At 68.5% G+C, this 15,832-nt stretch carries 16 protein-coding genes; 8 read left to right on the forward strand and 8 right to left on the reverse strand.

The window, feature by feature from the left end; all coding sequences use genetic code 11:
- Positions 1–21 precede the first annotated feature (21 nt).
- The 3 genes from FEI13_RS13830 to FEI13_RS13840 all read left to right on the forward strand — a co-directional run bounded on the left by FEI13_RS13830 (position 22) and on the right by FEI13_RS13840 (position 2,372).
- Positions 22–726: an ABC transporter permease gene (locus tag FEI13_RS13830; protein ID WP_138182105.1), complete on the forward strand. Its 705-nt coding sequence runs from the start codon at positions 22–24 to the stop codon at positions 724–726.
- Positions 726–1,457 (forward strand): ABC transporter permease, encoded by a 732-nt coding sequence (locus tag FEI13_RS13835; RefSeq protein WP_138182106.1) that lies wholly within the window; start codon positions 726–728, stop codon positions 1,455–1,457. Before FEI13_RS13830 ends, FEI13_RS13835 begins: the two co-directional genes overlap by 1 nt.
- Before the next feature lie 150 nt (positions 1,458–1,607).
- Positions 1,608–2,372, forward strand: a complete 765-nt coding sequence (locus tag FEI13_RS13840; protein ID WP_138182124.1) for a transporter substrate-binding domain-containing protein — start codon at positions 1,608–1,610, stop codon at positions 2,370–2,372.
- Positions 2,373–2,555: 183 nt separating this feature from the next.
- Here FEI13_RS13840 and FEI13_RS13845 read toward each other — a convergent pair whose 3' ends face one another.
- Entirely contained in the window at positions 2,556–3,275 is a 720-nt protein-coding gene (locus FEI13_RS13845) for a glutamine amidotransferase-related protein (protein ID WP_138182107.1), read from the reverse strand.
- Between the two features lie 165 nt (positions 3,276–3,440).
- Between FEI13_RS13845 and FEI13_RS13850 the strand changes: the two genes are divergently transcribed.
- On the forward strand, positions 3,441–4,253 hold the full coding sequence (locus FEI13_RS13850) for a TraX family protein (protein ID WP_138182108.1): 813 nt from the start codon (positions 3,441–3,443) through the stop codon (positions 4,251–4,253).
- Here the strand turns inward: FEI13_RS13850 and FEI13_RS13855 are convergent.
- Complete coding sequence (locus FEI13_RS13855; protein ID WP_138182109.1) at positions 4,227–5,144, reverse strand: LysR substrate-binding domain-containing protein; 918 nt, start codon at positions 5,142–5,144, stop codon at positions 4,227–4,229. The genes FEI13_RS13850 and FEI13_RS13855 overlap by 27 nt on opposite strands.
- 98 nt (positions 5,145–5,242) lie before the next feature.
- Between FEI13_RS13855 and FEI13_RS13860 the strand changes: the two genes are divergently transcribed.
- Positions 5,243–6,238, forward strand: a complete 996-nt coding sequence (locus tag FEI13_RS13860) for a YeiH family protein (RefSeq protein WP_138182110.1) — start codon at positions 5,243–5,245, stop codon at positions 6,236–6,238.
- A gap of 87 nt (positions 6,239–6,325) precedes the next feature.
- Here FEI13_RS13860 and FEI13_RS13865 read toward each other — a convergent pair whose 3' ends face one another.
- The gene (locus FEI13_RS13865; protein WP_138182111.1) at positions 6,326–7,537 is read right to left on the reverse strand and encodes a cation:proton antiporter; all 1,212 of its coding nucleotides are present in this window, start codon (positions 7,535–7,537) and stop codon (positions 6,326–6,328) included.
- A 213-nt stretch (positions 7,538–7,750) separates the two neighbouring features.
- On the opposite strand from FEI13_RS13865, the gene FEI13_RS13870 reads away from it, so the two are divergent.
- Positions 7,751–9,190, forward strand: a complete 1,440-nt coding sequence (locus FEI13_RS13870; RefSeq protein ID WP_138182112.1) for an ethylbenzene dehydrogenase-related protein — start codon at positions 7,751–7,753, stop codon at positions 9,188–9,190.
- On the forward strand, positions 9,187–9,738 hold the full coding sequence (locus tag FEI13_RS13875; protein WP_138182113.1) for a DUF2231 domain-containing protein: 552 nt from the start codon (positions 9,187–9,189) through the stop codon (positions 9,736–9,738). Before FEI13_RS13870 ends, FEI13_RS13875 begins: the two co-directional genes overlap by 4 nt.
- Positions 9,739–9,832: 94 nt before the next feature.
- Here FEI13_RS13875 and FEI13_RS13880 read toward each other — a convergent pair whose 3' ends face one another.
- Together FEI13_RS13880 and purE are read right to left on the reverse strand one after the other, a co-directional pair.
- Positions 9,833–10,945 (reverse strand): 5-(carboxyamino)imidazole ribonucleotide synthase, encoded by a 1,113-nt coding sequence (locus tag FEI13_RS13880; protein ID WP_138182125.1) that lies wholly within the window; start codon positions 10,943–10,945, stop codon positions 9,833–9,835.
- 22 nt (positions 10,946–10,967) lie between these two features.
- Positions 10,968–11,492 (reverse strand): 5-(carboxyamino)imidazole ribonucleotide mutase, encoded by a 525-nt coding sequence (gene purE / locus FEI13_RS13885; RefSeq protein WP_138182114.1) that lies wholly within the window; start codon positions 11,490–11,492, stop codon positions 10,968–10,970.
- Between the two features lie 239 nt (positions 11,493–11,731).
- Here purE and FEI13_RS13890 point away from each other — a divergent pair, with 239 nt between their 5' ends.
- Positions 11,732–12,097, forward strand: a complete 366-nt coding sequence (locus FEI13_RS13890) for a hypothetical protein (RefSeq protein ID WP_138182115.1) — start codon at positions 11,732–11,734, stop codon at positions 12,095–12,097.
- 56 nt (positions 12,098–12,153) lie between these two features.
- On the opposite strand, the gene FEI13_RS13895 is transcribed toward FEI13_RS13890, so the two are convergent.
- The 3 genes from FEI13_RS13895 to FEI13_RS13905 are packed head-to-tail and all read right to left on the reverse strand — an operon-like array spanning position 12,154 to position 15,684.
- The gene (locus FEI13_RS13895) at positions 12,154–14,157 is read right to left on the reverse strand and encodes a TRAP transporter permease (protein ID WP_138182116.1); all 2,004 of its coding nucleotides are present in this window, start codon (positions 14,155–14,157) and stop codon (positions 12,154–12,156) included.
- A gap of 39 nt (positions 14,158–14,196) precedes the next feature.
- Entirely contained in the window at positions 14,197–14,718 is a 522-nt protein-coding gene (locus tag FEI13_RS13900) for a DUF1850 domain-containing protein (RefSeq protein WP_138182117.1), read from the reverse strand.
- A 6-nt stretch (positions 14,719–14,724) separates the two neighbouring features.
- Positions 14,725–15,684, reverse strand: coding sequence for a TAXI family TRAP transporter solute-binding subunit (locus FEI13_RS13905; protein WP_138182118.1), 960 nt, complete (start codon positions 15,682–15,684; stop codon positions 14,725–14,727).
- Between the last annotated feature and the right edge of the window lie 148 nt (positions 15,685–15,832).

Consider the following 15,832-nt stretch of genomic DNA (forward strand, 5'->3'; position numbering starts at 1 on the left):
GCCCGGGACAAGGAGAGAGACATGATCGACCTGCATGGCTACGGCCCGCGCCTCTTCGAGGGCGCCATGATCACCATTCAGCTGGGGGTGCTGTCCCTGGCGCTGGCCATCGTGCTGGGGCTGGTCACCGCCAGCGCCAAGATGTCGCGCAGCTGGGTGGCCCACCGCATCGGCACCCTCTACACCACCATCATCCGCGGCGTACCCGACCTGGTGCTGATGATGCTGTTGTTCTTCGGCGGCCAGATCGGCATCAACCAGATCACCGATGCCCTCTACAACCACTTCGGGATCGACATCTTCATCAACGTCAACGAGTTCGTGGCGGGGGTGATCACCATCGGCCTGATCTTCGGTGCCTACATGGGCGAGACCTTCCGCGGCGCCTTCATGGCCGTCGACAGCGGCCAGATCGAGGCGGGCCGCGCCTACGGCATGAACCACTGGCTGGTGTTTCGGCGCATCCGCTTCCCGCAGATGATGCGCCATGCGATCCCCGGGCTCTCCAACAACTGGATGGTGCTTCTCAAGACCACCGCCCTGGTCTCGGTGATCGGGCTCTCGGACATGGTCCGCGTGGCCGCCGAGGCCTCCAAGGCGACCCGCGAGCCGTTCACCTTCATGATCATCGTGGCCGCCATCTACCTGCTGATCGCCAGCGTCTCCGAGTGGGGCTTCGCGCGGCTGCAGAAACGCTATAACGTCGGCTACCGGGAGGCAGACTGATGGACGCCCTGATGACCTGGCTGGAGGCCCGACTGGCCGACAACAGCATCTTCACCCTGCAGACCCTCGGCTACTACGGTGAGGGCCTGGTCACCACCGTGCAACTGGTGTTCCTGTCGCTGATCATCGGCCTGGTGCTGGCGGTGCCGCTGGCCATCGGCCGCGGCTCGACGCACCGCTGGGTGAGCCTGCCGATCTTCCTCTACTGCTACGTGTTTCGCGGCACGCCGCTGCTGGTGCAGCTCTACCTGATCTACTACGGCGTGGTCTTCGTCGAGGGCATCCAGGAGACCTGGCTGTGGGTGATACTCGAGGAGCCCTTCGTGCCGGCGCTGATCGCCTTCACGCTCAACACCGCGGCCTACACCACCGAGATCTTCCGTGGCGCCATCAAGTCCACGGACCGTGGCGAGATCGAGGCGGCGCGGGCCTACGGCATGTCCAAGGGGCTGATGCTGCGGCGCATCGTGCTACCCAGCGCCTTCCGCCGAGCCCTGCCGGCCTACGGCAACGAGGTGATCTTCATGCTCCACGCCAGCGCCATAGCAAGCGTGGTTACCATCATGGATCTCACCGGTGCGGCACGCTTCGTCTACGCGCGCTTCTACGCGCCCTTCGATGCCTTCCTGTTTGTGGCGGCGATCTATCTCTGCCTCACCTTCGCGATCCTCTACCTGTTCCGCTATCTGGAAAGGCGGCTGCTGGCGCACCTCAGGCCGGCCAGCGGCTGACCGTCGACGACAAGGAACGTCAAACAAGCGTTGGAAGCGAGCGCTCGAATCCCGCGCTCGCCCCTTCCGATGGGCCCGATCATGGAATATCGTGATCGAGTCAGCACCCACAAGGTGAACGCACCAACAACAGGGACAACCCCCATGAAAATGAACCACCTCCTGAGTCTCGGCGTCATCGGCGCCACCCTGGTCGCCGGCACTGCCAGCGCCGAGGTCCGCGACATCCGCATCGGCGTCGACGTGCCCTACGAGCCCATGGAGTTCCGCACTCCCGAGGGCGAGCTGACCGGCTTCGACATCGAGCTGGGCAATGCCCTGTGTGCCGAGATCGGCATCCAGTGCGAGTGGGTCGTGCAGGGCTGGGACGGCATCATTCCCGGCCTGCAGGCGCGCAAGTACGATGCCATCATGTCCTCCATGACCATCAACGAGCAGCGTCGCGAGCAGGTGCTGTTCTCCGATCCCTACATCACGCCGCCCTCGGCCTGGTTCGCCCCCGGCGACGTCGAGATCGGCACCCCGTCCGACGAGACCCTCGAGGGCCTGACCCTCGGCGTGCAGCGCGGCACCCTGCAGGACAACTACGTCACCGACATGTACGGCGACGTGGCCGACGTGAACCGCTACGCCACCGCCGACGACATGGTGCTGGACATGGATTCGGGCCGCCTCGACGCCGCCTTCCTCGACTTTCCGATCGGCAAGTCCACCCTACTCGAGAGCGGCGCCGGCAACTACAAGGTGGTCGGCGAGAAGATTACCGAGCCCAAGGAGTACTTCGGCGTGGGCTTCGGCATCGCCTTCCGCCAGCGTGACAAGGAGCTGGCCGCCGCCTTCAACGAGGCGCTGGCCACCCTCAAGGCCGACGGCACCTACGACGAGATCCACGCGACCTACTTCGGCGTAGAATGAGCCGACCGGCGCCGGGCGAGTCGCTTGTGGGGTCATGAAGCGCTCCAGCCATTCTCGCCAGGATCGACCATCAGCAAGCGACCGGGGCCCTCAGGGGCCCCGGTCGTGTGTTTGGAAAGTACGTTGGGTCGGGCGCTGGAGCCGGCCATTGCTGCCAACAGCGCCCCAGCCGTCCGGCAGGCGTCACCGGCGCATCGCGATCGCTCGGCGCACGAAGGCCAGGATCCAGCGAACCATCAGGGTATCGTCCACCGCTGCCGAGAGGGACGCCTCCCCCTGGCGCACCCGATGGCGGCCGACCAGGTCGGCACGCAGGGCCATCAGGTCCCGGGAATAGGCCTTGGTGAACTCGGGGTGGCCCTGTACGCCGAGGAAGTGCTCACCGAGCTGCATCAGGTAGCAGGGGCAGAAGTCGCTGCCGCCGAGGACCCGCGCCCCCGGGGGCAGTCGTACCACCTGATCCTGATGGCTGACTAACAGGTCGAGGCCAGGCTGCCAGGGCACCATCCAGTCGGCGTGCTGGGTGACCCGGTTGAACGAGAGGCCCACGCCCCAGCCCCTGTCGCTCTTCACCACCTCGCCACCCAGGGCCTTCGCCAACAGCTGGTGGCCGAAGCAGATGCCGACCAGCGGCTTTCCCGCCGCCCACAGGTCGCGCACGAAGGCCTCCAGGGCGGCGATCCAGGGCAGCTCGTCATTGACGCCGAACTTCGAGCCCGTGGTCAGCCAGGCGTCCACCGCCTCGACATTATCGGGGATCTCGCCATCGAGGCAGCGCCAGACGCGAAACGCGAGGGTCGGGTCGACGCGATGGAACAGCGCCTCGAACATCTCGGGATAGTTGCCGTGGGCCTCGCGCAGTTCGGGCGCCACGTCGTCACACTGCAGCAGTCCGATCACCATCTCCTGCCTTCCTCCTTCACCGCGGCGGCGTTGCTGGGCGACCGCCACCCTTGACCGGTGGTCTCCGGCGACGCCGCATACACCACACCTGTCGCCGAATCGCGACCCGGAACTCCCTCGCGCACCTCGAGTCCATGCGATTCACATCCATCCCGCGAGATTCCGATGACCCTGCAGGTAACCCCTACCGTCGATGCCACAGGAAGCCTGGATCGCCCCTCGTCCACCTGGACCGGCTGGGGCCAGTGGCTGGCGCTGTTCACCATGACGGTGGATCACCTGACACGCTACGCCCTCCCCGACGGCTGGGAGCTGGGCTGGGCCGGTTCTTCCATCGGCCGTATCGCCTTCCCCCTGTTCGCGGCCATGGTGGCCTGGCACGGGCTCTTCAACACCCGCAACCCGCTGCGCTATGCCCGGCGCATCCTGATGATCGGCCTGGTGGCCCAGCTGCCCTATATGCTGATGCCCCGCTCGACGGATGGTCTGATCCTCAATATCTGCTTCACGCTCTCCCTCGGCCTGACCGGCGGCGTCTGGCTGCAGGCCCTGAGAGAGCGCCTCGAGCGCGGCGCGCTCGGCCCCCTGCGGCTGATCGCCGAGGTCGGCCTCGCCGTCGCCGCCTGGGCCACGGCCGGTCTCTGGGTCGAGTATAGCCACCTGGGCCTGCTGATGATCCCGCTCTACATGATCGCCATGCGGGCCCTGCATGAGGGCGGCGAGGCACTCGCCGAGCGCCTCGTCGCCACCGCCATGGCCCTGCCGGTGCTCACGGTGGCCGGCCTGATGAACAGCTCCGACCTGGCCAAGTCCTTCACCGTCGCCACCTGCCTGGCGATCCTGCTGCTGGCCGCCGGTGCCCATCGCCTGATCCCGAGGGTGCCGCTTGGCATGCCGCGCCGCCTGTGGCTCGGCTGGTACCCCGGGCACTTCGCCGCCATCGCCCTGTGGCTATGGCTCGCCGGCGGGCTGGGCTGAGTGGCGCGCCTCGACCAGAAACACCTTGAAGGCCTGCCATAGCGGGCTGCGGTAGCGGTCGGGATGCCAGACCAGGGAGAAGGTCCGGCTGAGCGCCAGGCTGGTCTCCAGGGCCACCAGCTCACCGCGCGCAAGCTCGCCGGCCACGCTCAGCCGCGACAGGCAGCCGAGTCCCAGGCCGGCCCGCACCGCCTGCTTGATCGCCTCGTGCTGGCCAAGCTCCATGCGCACCTTGGGCGGCGCGCCGCGGGCGCGCATGGCCTGCTCGAAGACGCTGCGGGTGCCCGAACCGGACTCGCGCAGGATCCAGTCGGCCTCGGCCAGCGCCGCCTCGGCGAGCCGCCCGTGCCGGGCTAGCGCATGGCCCGGCGCGGCCACCACCACCATGCGATCCTCGCACCAGGGCTCACTAGCCAGCGCCGGCTCGCGACACTCCCCCTCGATCAGCCCCAGGTCCGCCTCCAGGCGCAGCACATCGGTGATCACCTCGAAGGTGTTGCGCAGCTTGAGCCGCAGGTCCGCCGCCGGGTGCGTCTCGCTGAAGCGGCCGGCCAGGGCCGGCAGCAGGTAGGTGCCCACGGTGGCGCTGGCGGAGACGCTGAGCACCCCCTGCAGGCGCCCCTCGGGCTCGGTGGCCTCGGCCACGAAGCCGGCGACGCCGTCCAGCAGCTCCTCGGCCCGGGGCAACAGCCGGCGGCCCAGATCGTTGAGGTGCAGGCGGCGCCCCAGCCGCTCGAAGAGCGCGATACCCAGGTGCCGTTCGAGGTCCGAGAGCGCCTGGCTGGTCGCCGACTGGGAGAGGCTGAGCTCGGCGGCGGCCGCGCTGACCGTGCCGAGGCGTGCCACCGCGGCGAAGACCTGCAGCTGTCGAAAACTTACCGGAGGTGTCATATCGGTTTTTCCGAATAGCCAGTTCGTTATTAATCGATAACCATACGAGCTGAACCGCGCCTAGGATAGTCCCGGACATCCCCCGAGAGGACATCATCATGCGACAAGGCCTGGTGGTCTGCATCGCCCTGACCGTCGCCGGCTTCGGGCTGGCGCAACTCCCTCCGCTGGCCAGTGCTGGCATCAGCCCCCTGGTGGTGGCGCTGCTGCTGGGCATCGTGGTCGGCAACACCCCGTTGGCCGGCCGCCTGCGCCACACTGCACCGGGGCTCAAGTTCGCCACCCGCTGGCTGCTGCGCAGCGGCATCGTGCTGTTCGGCCTCTCGCTGACCTTGCAGCAGGTCGCCGCGCTGGGCCCGCGAGTGCTGCTGCTCGATGTGCTGGTCATCTCGAGCGTGCTGATCGTCGGCTATGTCATCGGCACCCGGGTGCTGGGCATGGACCGCGAGACCACCCTGCTGACCAGCGCCGGCAGCGCCATCTGCGGCGCCGCCGCGGTGCTGGCCACCGAGTCGACCATCCGCTCGCGCCCGGCGGCCACCTCCATGGCGGTGGCCACGGTGGTGCTGTTCGGTTCGCTGGCGATGCTGGTCTATCCCCTGCTCTATCCGCTGCTGGGCATGGACGAGGGCCTCTTCGGCATCTATATCGGCGCTACCGTCCATGAGGTCGCCCAGGTGGTGGCCGCCGGCGAGGCGGTGGGGCCCGACGCCCTGGCCAACGCGGTAATCGTCAAGCTGGTGCGGGTGATGCTGCTGGTGCCCTTCCTGCTGATCGTCGGCCAGTGGTGGATGCGCCGGCACGAGGGGGACGAGGCGCAGGCAGCCGGCGGCGGCCTGGTGATCCCCTGGTTCGCCTTCGGCTTCATGGCCATGGTGGTCTTCAACAGCCTGGTGCGCCTGCCTGCCCCCTTGCATGACGGCCTGGTGCTGGCCGGCCAGCTGGCGCTGACCATGGCCATGGCGGCGCTGGGCTACGAGACCCGGCTGGAGAAGCTGCGCAGTCTCGGCCTGCGGCCCTTCATCCTGGCCCTGACGCTGTTCGTGATGCTGCTCACCGGCGGCTTCCTGGCCAGCCGCCTGCTGATGGGCTGATGCGCTCGGCCAGGGCTTGATCCGCGGAGGGCCTGGCCGGTCGACACCCGAGACGGCCGACATGCGTGTCGGCCGTTTGCGTATCCGTTATCTCAGTACCCGCTTGACCAACACGGGCCCGAGGATCTCGAAGATCACCGTCGAGCCCACCACCGCGGAGAGCAGCAGGGTCCCGTAGGCGGGAAACTGTTCGGCGGCGAGCAGCGCCATGCCCATCGCCACCCCGGCCTGGGGCGTCAGCGCCAGGCCGAGATTCTGCGGCAGATCGGCCTGGCGCTCGCGTGCCAGGCGCACGCCGAGCATGCCGCCCAGGTAGCGTCCCGCCAGGCGCAACAGGATGTAGGCCAGGGTCAGGCCGAACGCCTCGTCCAGGTGGTAGAGATCGACGCTGGCCCCGGACAACACGAAGAAGAAGACCAGGAAGGGCCACTCGATGTGCTCGATCTCGTTGAAGGAGCGCGTGTGATGGGTGGAGAGGTTGGCGACCAGCGTACCGGTGATCATCGCGGCCAGCAGCGACGAGACCCCGAGCCACTCCGAGAGCCCGGCCAGCAGCAGGATCAGCGCCAGGGCCTCGACCTGGGTCGGTTCGCCGGGCCGCAGCCGTCCGGTCAGCCAGGCGGCGGGCAGGCCCACCGCAGCGCCCAGCAGCAGCGCGCCGCCCAGCTCCCAGCCAGCCTCCAGGAGGGCCCGCTCGCCGCCTCCGGCGCCGGACAGCAGCCAGCCCAGCACCGCCATGGCCAGGCCGAAGACCACGATGCCCCAGCCGTCGTCGATGGCCACAATCCCCAACAGCAGCCGCGCGCGCAGCCGGCTGTCGCCGCTGGCGTGCACCGTCTCCTGGACGGCGGCCGGATCGGTGGCCACCGAGATCGCGGCCAGCGACACCGCCACCACCAGCGGGAAGCCCAGCGCCAGCAGGCCGATGCCGACGGCCAGGGCGCCCACCCCGATCACGGACAGCGAGACGATCAGGATCAGCGCTCCGGTGCTGCGCAGCCGATCCAGGGTCAGCTCGCCGCCGAGCAGGAAAGCCACCATCACCAGCGCCACGTGGATCAGCGGTTCGCCGAGACCATCCAGTGGGCGCGGCTCCGGCACTTCGAGCACCAGCTGCTGGATGACGGCCACGACCACGCCGACCATCACCAGCAGCGAGATGCGCGGCAGCCGGGTGCGCCGTGCCACGGCATCGGCGAAGATGCTGGTGGAGAGGATCACCCCCAGCAGCATCAGCGCCGTCGCGCTCGGCGACAGCGCCACCGGCAGCCAGGCCTGTATGCCGCTTTCCGTTTCCATCACCGTTTCCTGCTCCCCGTGGCCATCCTGCCCCGCTGACGTCGCAGCCTAGCATGCCACGGATCGGACGATCTCACCCACGGCCGCGATCCCCGTCGGCCTCTTCCTCGCCCCCGCCCAGCGATTTCTTGATCTGCATCAATCCCTTTCGGTGACCCCGAGCCACACTGAGGGTGGACCACATGGTCCTTAGCCACTGATTAAGGAGGTCACATGGCGCGTCATGACAAGGCCGTCTCCCCCTGGCTGGTCCTGGGGCTGCCTGCCGCCCTGGGGCTTGCGTGGGTCACCCAGGGCAGCGGAGTGATTGGCAATGCCCCCGAGCGCAACATCGTCATTCCCGACGCGCTGACCATGCCGCTGCAGGTCCAGGCCGCGTACAACGACGAGCGGATCTTCTTCCGCTACCGCTGGCCCGCCGAGCAGCCTCATGTCTACCATGACATGCTGCGCTACGAGGATGGCGAATGGATCCGCCACGGCCGCTCGCTGCCGGGCCCCAATCCCGACGGTACCTACGAGGACCGGGTCGCCATGCTGGTGGACGACGGCGGCGTGCCCGAGTTCGGTCGCTACGGCGGCTACATCACCGCCGGCGACCAAATGCGCTTCTTCAGCGACTCGGCCAGTCCGGCGGAGGTCGCCGAGCACCCCCGCCTCGGCCAGGAGATGGGCAAGAGCGATGTCCGCAAGTACCTGCCGGCCACCCGCCGCGTCCAGACCGACTGGCGCAGCGTCGAGGATGCCGAGGTGCTCGCCGCCCAGCGCGAGGCCGGCTACTTCCTCGACCTCTGGCACTGGCGCGCCGGGCGCTCCAACCCCATCGGCGCCTCCGACGACCAGTGGGTGGGCGAGTATCGCAACAGCGACGCCGGCACGGGCCCCTACACCACCAACTGGGACGACGACGCCGATCAGCCGCGCTGGATGCTCGATCCCGACGAGACCGGCCGGCGGGCCCTGCGCTGGGAGGACGTGATCTCCGGCGAGGTCGATTTCGACGGCGTCTACTACCTCTCCGAGGAGAACCGCACCGCGTTCGATCCCGACCACGCGTGGGAGGACGGCGACGTGATCCCCCGGCGCCTGCTGCGCACGCCCGAGGGTTCGCGAGGCAGCATCGCCGTGCACGGCCAGGCCCGCTGGGAGGATGGCCACTGGGATGTGACCCTGGTGCGCAACCTGGACACCGGCCACCCCCTGGACGACAAGATCCTCGAGGACCAGGGGGTCTACGACGTCGGCATCGCCGTGTACCGCAACGCCACCGGCAGCCGCTGGCACTATGTCTCCCACCCCTACACCCTGGGACTCGGCCGGGCGGCGGACATCCAGGCCACCGCCTTCACCGGCAGCGCTCCGGAATGGGACAAGGCGTGGTTCGACATGACCCTCTTCTACCCCGGCCAGGTGGACTGGCCGCTGCTGATCAGCCGCGCCCATGCCGGTGCGGAGGACATCGCCGAGGGTACCCCGGTACGCGCGCGCCACAGCGAGAAGCAACTGGCACTCTATGGCGTGGAGATGGAGTTCAACGACGCCATCACCTGGCGGTGGTGGATGACCCTAGTGGCCGGCCTGATCGCCATGCTCGGCGTGACCCTCGCCTTGCTCCCCGGCTTCCATTCGACTCGTGAAGGAGACCGCTCATGACCGGCATGCACCATATGCTCGTCCACTTCCCGCTGGGCTTCTGGGCCCTCGCGACCTTGATGATCCTGGTCGGTGCCCTGCTGCCCGGACGGATGGCCGACCTCAGTCGCGCCGCCCTGCTGCCGGTGCTGGTTCTGAGCCTGCTCGGCGCGCTGGCCGCCATCGTCACGGGGTTCCTGATCTGGCCACTGGCGGCCAATACGCACAGTCCCCTGGCGCGCAACCACATCCTGATGGCGCTGTGGTCGCTGGGTATCTTCACCATGCTCACCGTGCTCGTCTGGCGAGCCGGGGCCGCCGCCTTCGACGGCGCGCGGCGCTGGGTGCTGGTGCTCCTCGCCTTGATCGGCGGGCTCTTCTTCGCCGCCGCCGGCACCCTCGGCGGCCACCTGGTCGGCGCCCCGACGCTGTTCTCCGAGGTGCTCGGCCTGATGGGCTGGGAGGTCTACACCACCTTCTACAGCCCGCTGTGGGTGATCGCCGTGATGGTGCTGATCGGGGTGGCCTGTGCGGCCCTGGGACTCAAGGGGCGCCGCGCGGCCGGCTGACGCCCCACCCGACACCCCCAAGACGACAGAAGGCCCCGCACATGCGGGGCCTTCTGCGTTGCCGGCGGGGTCGCCCCGCCGACTTGAAGCAGGGCTACTCGAAGCTGAACCGAGGCTCAGGCGCCTCCGGCAGCAGGGCCGCGCAGGCGTGCACCCGCTTAAGCAGCGCCTCATGGGTGGGCGCCAGCAGGTTGACGTGGGCCAGCTTGCGGCCGGCGCGCTCGCTCTTGTCATAGCGGTGCAGGTGAGCATCCGGCAGGGCCAGGATCGCGGCCAGCTCACCTTCACGGCCGATCACGTTGACCATGCAGGTCGGCATGCGCGCCGCAGTGTCGCCCAGCGGCAGGCCCTGGATGGCACGCAGGTGGTTCTCGAACTGGCTGGTCACCGCGCCGTCCATGGTCCAGTGGCCGGAGTTGTGCACCCGGGGCGCCATCTCGTTGGCCAGCAGGCCGCCGTCGGCGCACTGGAACAGCTCCAGCGTCAGCACGCCCACGTAGTCGAGCTCATCGAGCAGCGCGCGGATGTAGCCGTCGGCGGTCTGCTGGACGCTGTCGTTGAGGTCCGGCATGGGGGCGATGGAGTAGCGCAGGATGCCGTCCACGTGCTGATTCTCGGCCATCGGATAGAAGGCCACCTCGCCGTCGCGACCGCGCACCGCGATGATCGACACTTCGCGCACGAAGTTGACGAAGGCCTCGACGATCAGCCGCGGATGGTTGATCGCGCGCCAGGCATCGGCGGCCTCGCCCGGGTCCTTCAAGACCGCCTGGCCCTTGCCGTCGTAGCCCTCGGTGACCGACTTGGCGACCACCGGTGTGCCCAGCTCCCGGGCCGCCGCCTCGAGCTCCTCGGCGCTCTCCACCAGGCGATAGGCCGGCGTGGGGATCGCCAGGCGGTCGAACAGCGCCTTCTCCTCGGCGCGGTTCTGGCAGACCCGGATCGCCTCGCTGGAGGGATGCACCGGCCGGTGCTCCTCGATGGCCTGGACCAGCGCCACCGGCAGGTGCTCGAACTCGTAGGTGACCAGGTCGACCTTCTCGAGGAAGCTCGCTAGGTGCTTCTGATCCGTATCGATCATCACATCCCCGATGCCGGCACTGGGATGCCCGGTGGTATCCAGGAAGGTGAAGCGGTTGGCCAGCGGGTAGCCCGCCAGGGCGAGCATGCGCCCCAGCTGGCCGGCTCCCAGTACGCCGATGTTCATGGCTTTTTCCATAACCTTCTCCTCACTCACTGTCGGGACGCGGGTCGGGCCGGGGATCAGGATGGTCGAGCACGGTCTGGGTCTGCTCGGCGCGGAAGGCCTCCACGGCGCCACGCACCTCGCCGTCCTGCAGGCCGACGACCTGGGCGGCCAGCAGCCCGGCGTTGGTCGCGCCGGCCTTGCCGATGGCCAGCGTGCCCACGGCCACGCCGCCGGGCATCTGCACGATGGAGAGCAGCGAATCCAGCCCCTTCAGCGCCTTGGACTCCACCGGCACGCCGAACACCGGCAGCGCCGTCTGGGAGGCCACCATGCCGGGCAGGTGGGCGGCGCCGCCGGCGCCGGCGATGATCACCGAGAGGCCGCGCCCGGCGGCCTCCCTGGCGTAGTCGAACAGCAGGTCCGGCGTGCGGTGGGCGGAGACCACGCGGGTCTCGCAGGGCACGCCCAGGCGCTCGAGCATCGCCACGGCATGCTCCATGACGGGCCAGTCCGACTTCGACCCCATGATCACGCCGACCTTCGGCGACTGCTTCGATGACGACATCTGCGACTCCTGGCAAAAACGAACGACGAAAGGGCCACGGGGCAGGCACCACGCAGCACGGTCAAGAATGGAAGGCGAGTATTCTAGCAGAGCACGGCGCGGGCTTCCTCACCCGAGGCGCGGCCGTCGCCGCAGCGCGACAACACTTTCACCCTGAGTGCCAGATTGGCTGCTAGGGTCAATGTGTGAGGAGCGAAAGGACCACGTTCCAGCGGATTCACCCAACGACGGAGAGACCCATGAAACAGCCACTGATCCTGATCGCGGCCCTGGCCGGTACCCTGATGCTCGCCGGCTGCGACGACGGCAACGACACCGCCGCCGAAGAGGCCGCCGAGACCGAGACGCAGATCGAGCAGGAGATGCAGGAATCCGCCGACGAGACGGCCGAGGCCCTGGACGAGGCCGCCGAGGAGACGGGCGAGGCCATGGACGATGCCGCCGCGGAGGCCGAGCAGGCCGCCGAGGAAACGGCTGACACCATGGACGCCGCCGCCGAGGAGGCCGCTAGCGAGACCGAAGACGCCATGGAAGCCACCGAAGAGGCGGCCGACGAGGCGATGAACGAGGCCGAGGAAACCGTCGACGGCGACACCACCTACTGATCGAAGCACTCACGCTCCAGGCCCCGCCCGAGGCGACTCGGGCGGGGCCTCTTGCGTCAGGCCGGCACGCTCGAGCGCCGGCTGACCAGCCAGTTGCCGGCCAGGACAAGCACCATGAGCGCCGCGCCGGCGACCTCCACCGCGAGGCTCGGGTAGAAGACCGCGACGATCCCCGGCAGCAGCAGCGCTCGCGAGGGCCAGCCCATGCGCGTGAACAGATACCCCTCCAGGGCCGCGGCGAAGGCGCCCAACGCCAGGAAGCCGGTGAAGGCGGTCCACACCAGCAGCGGCAAGGGTCCCCCCATGATGATCTCCGGGTTGTAGACCATGAACAGCGGGATCAGGTAGAGCCCCTTGGCGAACTTCCAGGCCTGGAAGCCGGTGTCCATGGGCTTGGCCCCGGCGATCGCCGCGCCGGCGAAGCCGGCCAGGGCGATCGGCGGCGTGACGTTGGAATCCTGGGAGTACCAGAACACCACCAGGTGGGCGATCAGCAACGGCACGCCGAACTCGGCGGTCAGCGCCGGGCCCACCAGCACGATCAGCACGATGTAGCTGGCGGTAACCGGCAGGCCCATGCCAAGCACGAGGCTTGCCAGCAGCACCATGACCAGCGCCAGCAGCAGGTTGCCGCCGGAGAAGGCCATCATCATCGAGGAAAACTTCAGGCCCAGGCCCGTCAGCCCCACCACGCCGACGATGATCCCGGCCACGGCGCAGGCCATGGAGACCGCCACGGCGTTGCGGGCGCCCAGTTCGAGGCCGCCGACCAGCTTGAGCAGCCCGCGCATCACCGCCTCCTTGAGGGTGGCGGCAGTCACCTTGTCGCCCTCCCGCGGGGCGATGAACAGGAACCACACCGCGAAGCGCGCCACCGCCACCGCCAGCATGGTGAGGATGGCGTAGTAGCCCACCCGCATCGGCGACATGTTCATCACCAGCAGCCACACCAACACCGCCAGCGGCAGCAGGAAGTGCCAGCCGGCGCCCATCACGTCGCGCATCTGCGGCAGCTCGCTCTTGGCCATGCCCTGCATGCCTTGCTTCAGCGCGATGATGTGTACGAAGAGGTAGACGGTGCCGAAGTACATGATCGCCGGCAGGATGCTCACCTTGACGACATCGAGGTAGGGCATCCGGGTGTACTCGGCGATCAGGAAGGCCCCGGCGCCCATCAGCGGCGGCATGATCTGCCCGCCGGTGGAGGCCGCCGCCTCGATGCCGCCGGCCTGGTGAGGCTTGTAGCCCAGGCGCTTCATCAGCGGGATAGTGAAGGCGCCGGTGGTCACCACGTTGGCGATGGCGCTGCCCGAGATCGAGCCCATGCCGGCGGAGGCGATCACCGCCGCCTTGGCCGGCCCACCGCGCTGGCGGCCGGTGGCGGCGTAGGCTAGGTCGATGAAGAACTTGCCGGCGCCGGTGATCTCGAGGAAGGCGCCGAACAGCACGAAGATGAAGATGTAGGTGGCCGCCACGCCCATCGGCAGGCCGAAGATGCCCTCCTGCCCCAGGTAGAGCTGGCCGACCAGGCGGTCCAGGTTGTAGCCACGGTGCTCGAGGATGCCCGGCAGGAACTGGCCGAGCCAGGGCAGCTCGCCGCGCGGGCCGGCGAAGGCATAGAGGATGGCGATCACGCCGATGATCGTCATGCCGAGCCCCACCGCCCGGCGCGCCGCCTCCAGCACGGTGACGGTGGCGATGCAGCCGACGACGATGTCGGTCTGGCTCCAGAAGCCGGCGCGATTGATGATGTCGTCGAGATAGAGCACCAGGTAGCCGCCGGTGATCAGCGCCCCGCCGAGAAAGACCGCATCGACCAGGCCGCTGGCGAGCCCGCGATCATGCTTCGGCCCCAGCAGGGGAAACATCAGGAAGGCCAGCATCATGATCAACATCAGGTGGATGCTGCGCTGGTAGAAGAGCCCCAGCGGCTGGATGCCGGCGGAGTAGAGCTGGAACAGCGACAGCCCCACTGCCACCAGGGTGATCAGCCACAGCACCGGGCGCGAATGGTTCGCCTGGCTGCCGGGGATGACGGGGGAGGTGCCCGAATCGCTCATCGTGATCCTCTCGCGGGAGTGTCCGCAGGGTTATGGGGTTCAGTCGGGGGTGGGGGCCGGCAGCGCCAGCCGGATCGTCACCCGCTCGTTGGCCGCCAGGCGGCTCAGGCTCGTGCGCACGCCGTCGACCACCAGGCGATGGTCGACGCGCATCGACCCCACCCGCAGACGATAGGCGTTGCCCGGCACGGGTTCGTCGATCGCCTCGATCCAGTAGCCGCCCTCGCCGTCCGAGACCTGACGGCCACGCCCGGGGATATGATCGAGCCCCGCGGCGAAGTCGGGCAGGTGGCTGCGGGTTAGCACCATGCGCCCGTCGCGGTGACGGTAGCAGTCGAGCACCGCAAAGCCTTCAACCGAGTGGTTCCACTCCAGGCACCAGCCCTCGCCCTCGGGCATGGGCAGGCTTACCAGGCGCTCGCCGTCGGCGTCTCGCACCTCCAGCCGGGCCTCGGTCAGGGGCGGATCGGCCGCGGCCGCCGGAGCGCCGGCCGCCAGGCACACACACAGCAGCAGGGCGGGCAGCCAGGCCCGCCCCGCGATCAGGTGTGATGCGTGCATCGAAGGTCAGGGACGCTGATGGTCGCTGATCTCGGCACCCACTTCCTCGTAGTAGCGCAGCGCGCCCGGATGGAAGCCGATCGGCGTGGACTCCACGCTGAACTCGACGGTGGTGTCGTTGGCCGCCGGGTGGATGGCGATCAGCTCGTCGGTCTGCTCGAAGAGCACCTTGGTGATCTGGTAGGCCAGCTCCTCGTCCATCTCGCTGCTCACGGCGAGCACGTTGGGGATGCCGATGCTCTGCACTGCCTCGTCCATGCCCTCGTAGAGGCCGGCCTTCAGCTGGTAGGCGGCGAAGACGGGCTCGGCCTCCTTGGCCTTGGCGATCTCCTCGTCGGTCAGCCCGACCAGGCGGATGTCGCGGGTGGTGGCCAGGTTCATGATCGAGCTGGTGGGCGGACCCACGCTCCAGAAGCCGGCGTCGATGTCGCCGTCACGAATGGCATCGGCGGTCTCGTTGAAGTTCAGGCGACGCGCATCGAGGTCGTCATAGGTGATGCCGTTGGCCTCGAGCAGGGCCTGGGCGTTGACCTCGGTGCCGCTGCCCGGCGCGCCCACGGAGACCGTCTTGCCCTCGAGGTCGGAGAGCGATTCGATGCCGGAGTCGGCCAGAGTGACGATCTGCACGGCATTGGGGTAGATCGAGGCCAGCGCCCGGATGTTCTCGAGCTGGCGGCCCTCGAAATCGCCGGTGCCGTTGTAGGCCTGGTAGACGGTGTCGGCCAGCGCCAGGGCCAGGTCGGAGTCGCCGCGCCACACCAGCCCCATGTTCTCCACCGAAGCACCGGTGACCTCGGCGACGGCCTCGGCCCCCTCGATATGGTTACCGATCAGCTCGGCGAGACCGCCCCCGTAGGGATAGTAGGTGCCGCCGGTCCCGCCGGTGGCGATGGAGATCTGCTGGGCGGCGGCCAGCGGGGCCGTGGCCAGCAGTGTCGCGGCGGCAGCGTACTTCAGGATTCGCATGGCATTCCTCCGGTCCTGGAACCAGGTTGTTGTGAGTCGTGTCGGCGTCGGGTCGCGACGCCTCAGGCAACGCTAGGTTTTGTCCGAAAAGTCGGATGTGCTAATTTTCCCTATGTCGCAGCTGCATAGGTGACGTATGGCAGGACGC

Origin of the sequence: Halomonas urmiana (genome assembly GCF_005780185.1) — a bacterium.
Classification (GTDB): Bacteria; Pseudomonadota; Gammaproteobacteria; order Pseudomonadales; family Halomonadaceae; genus Halomonas; species Halomonas urmiana.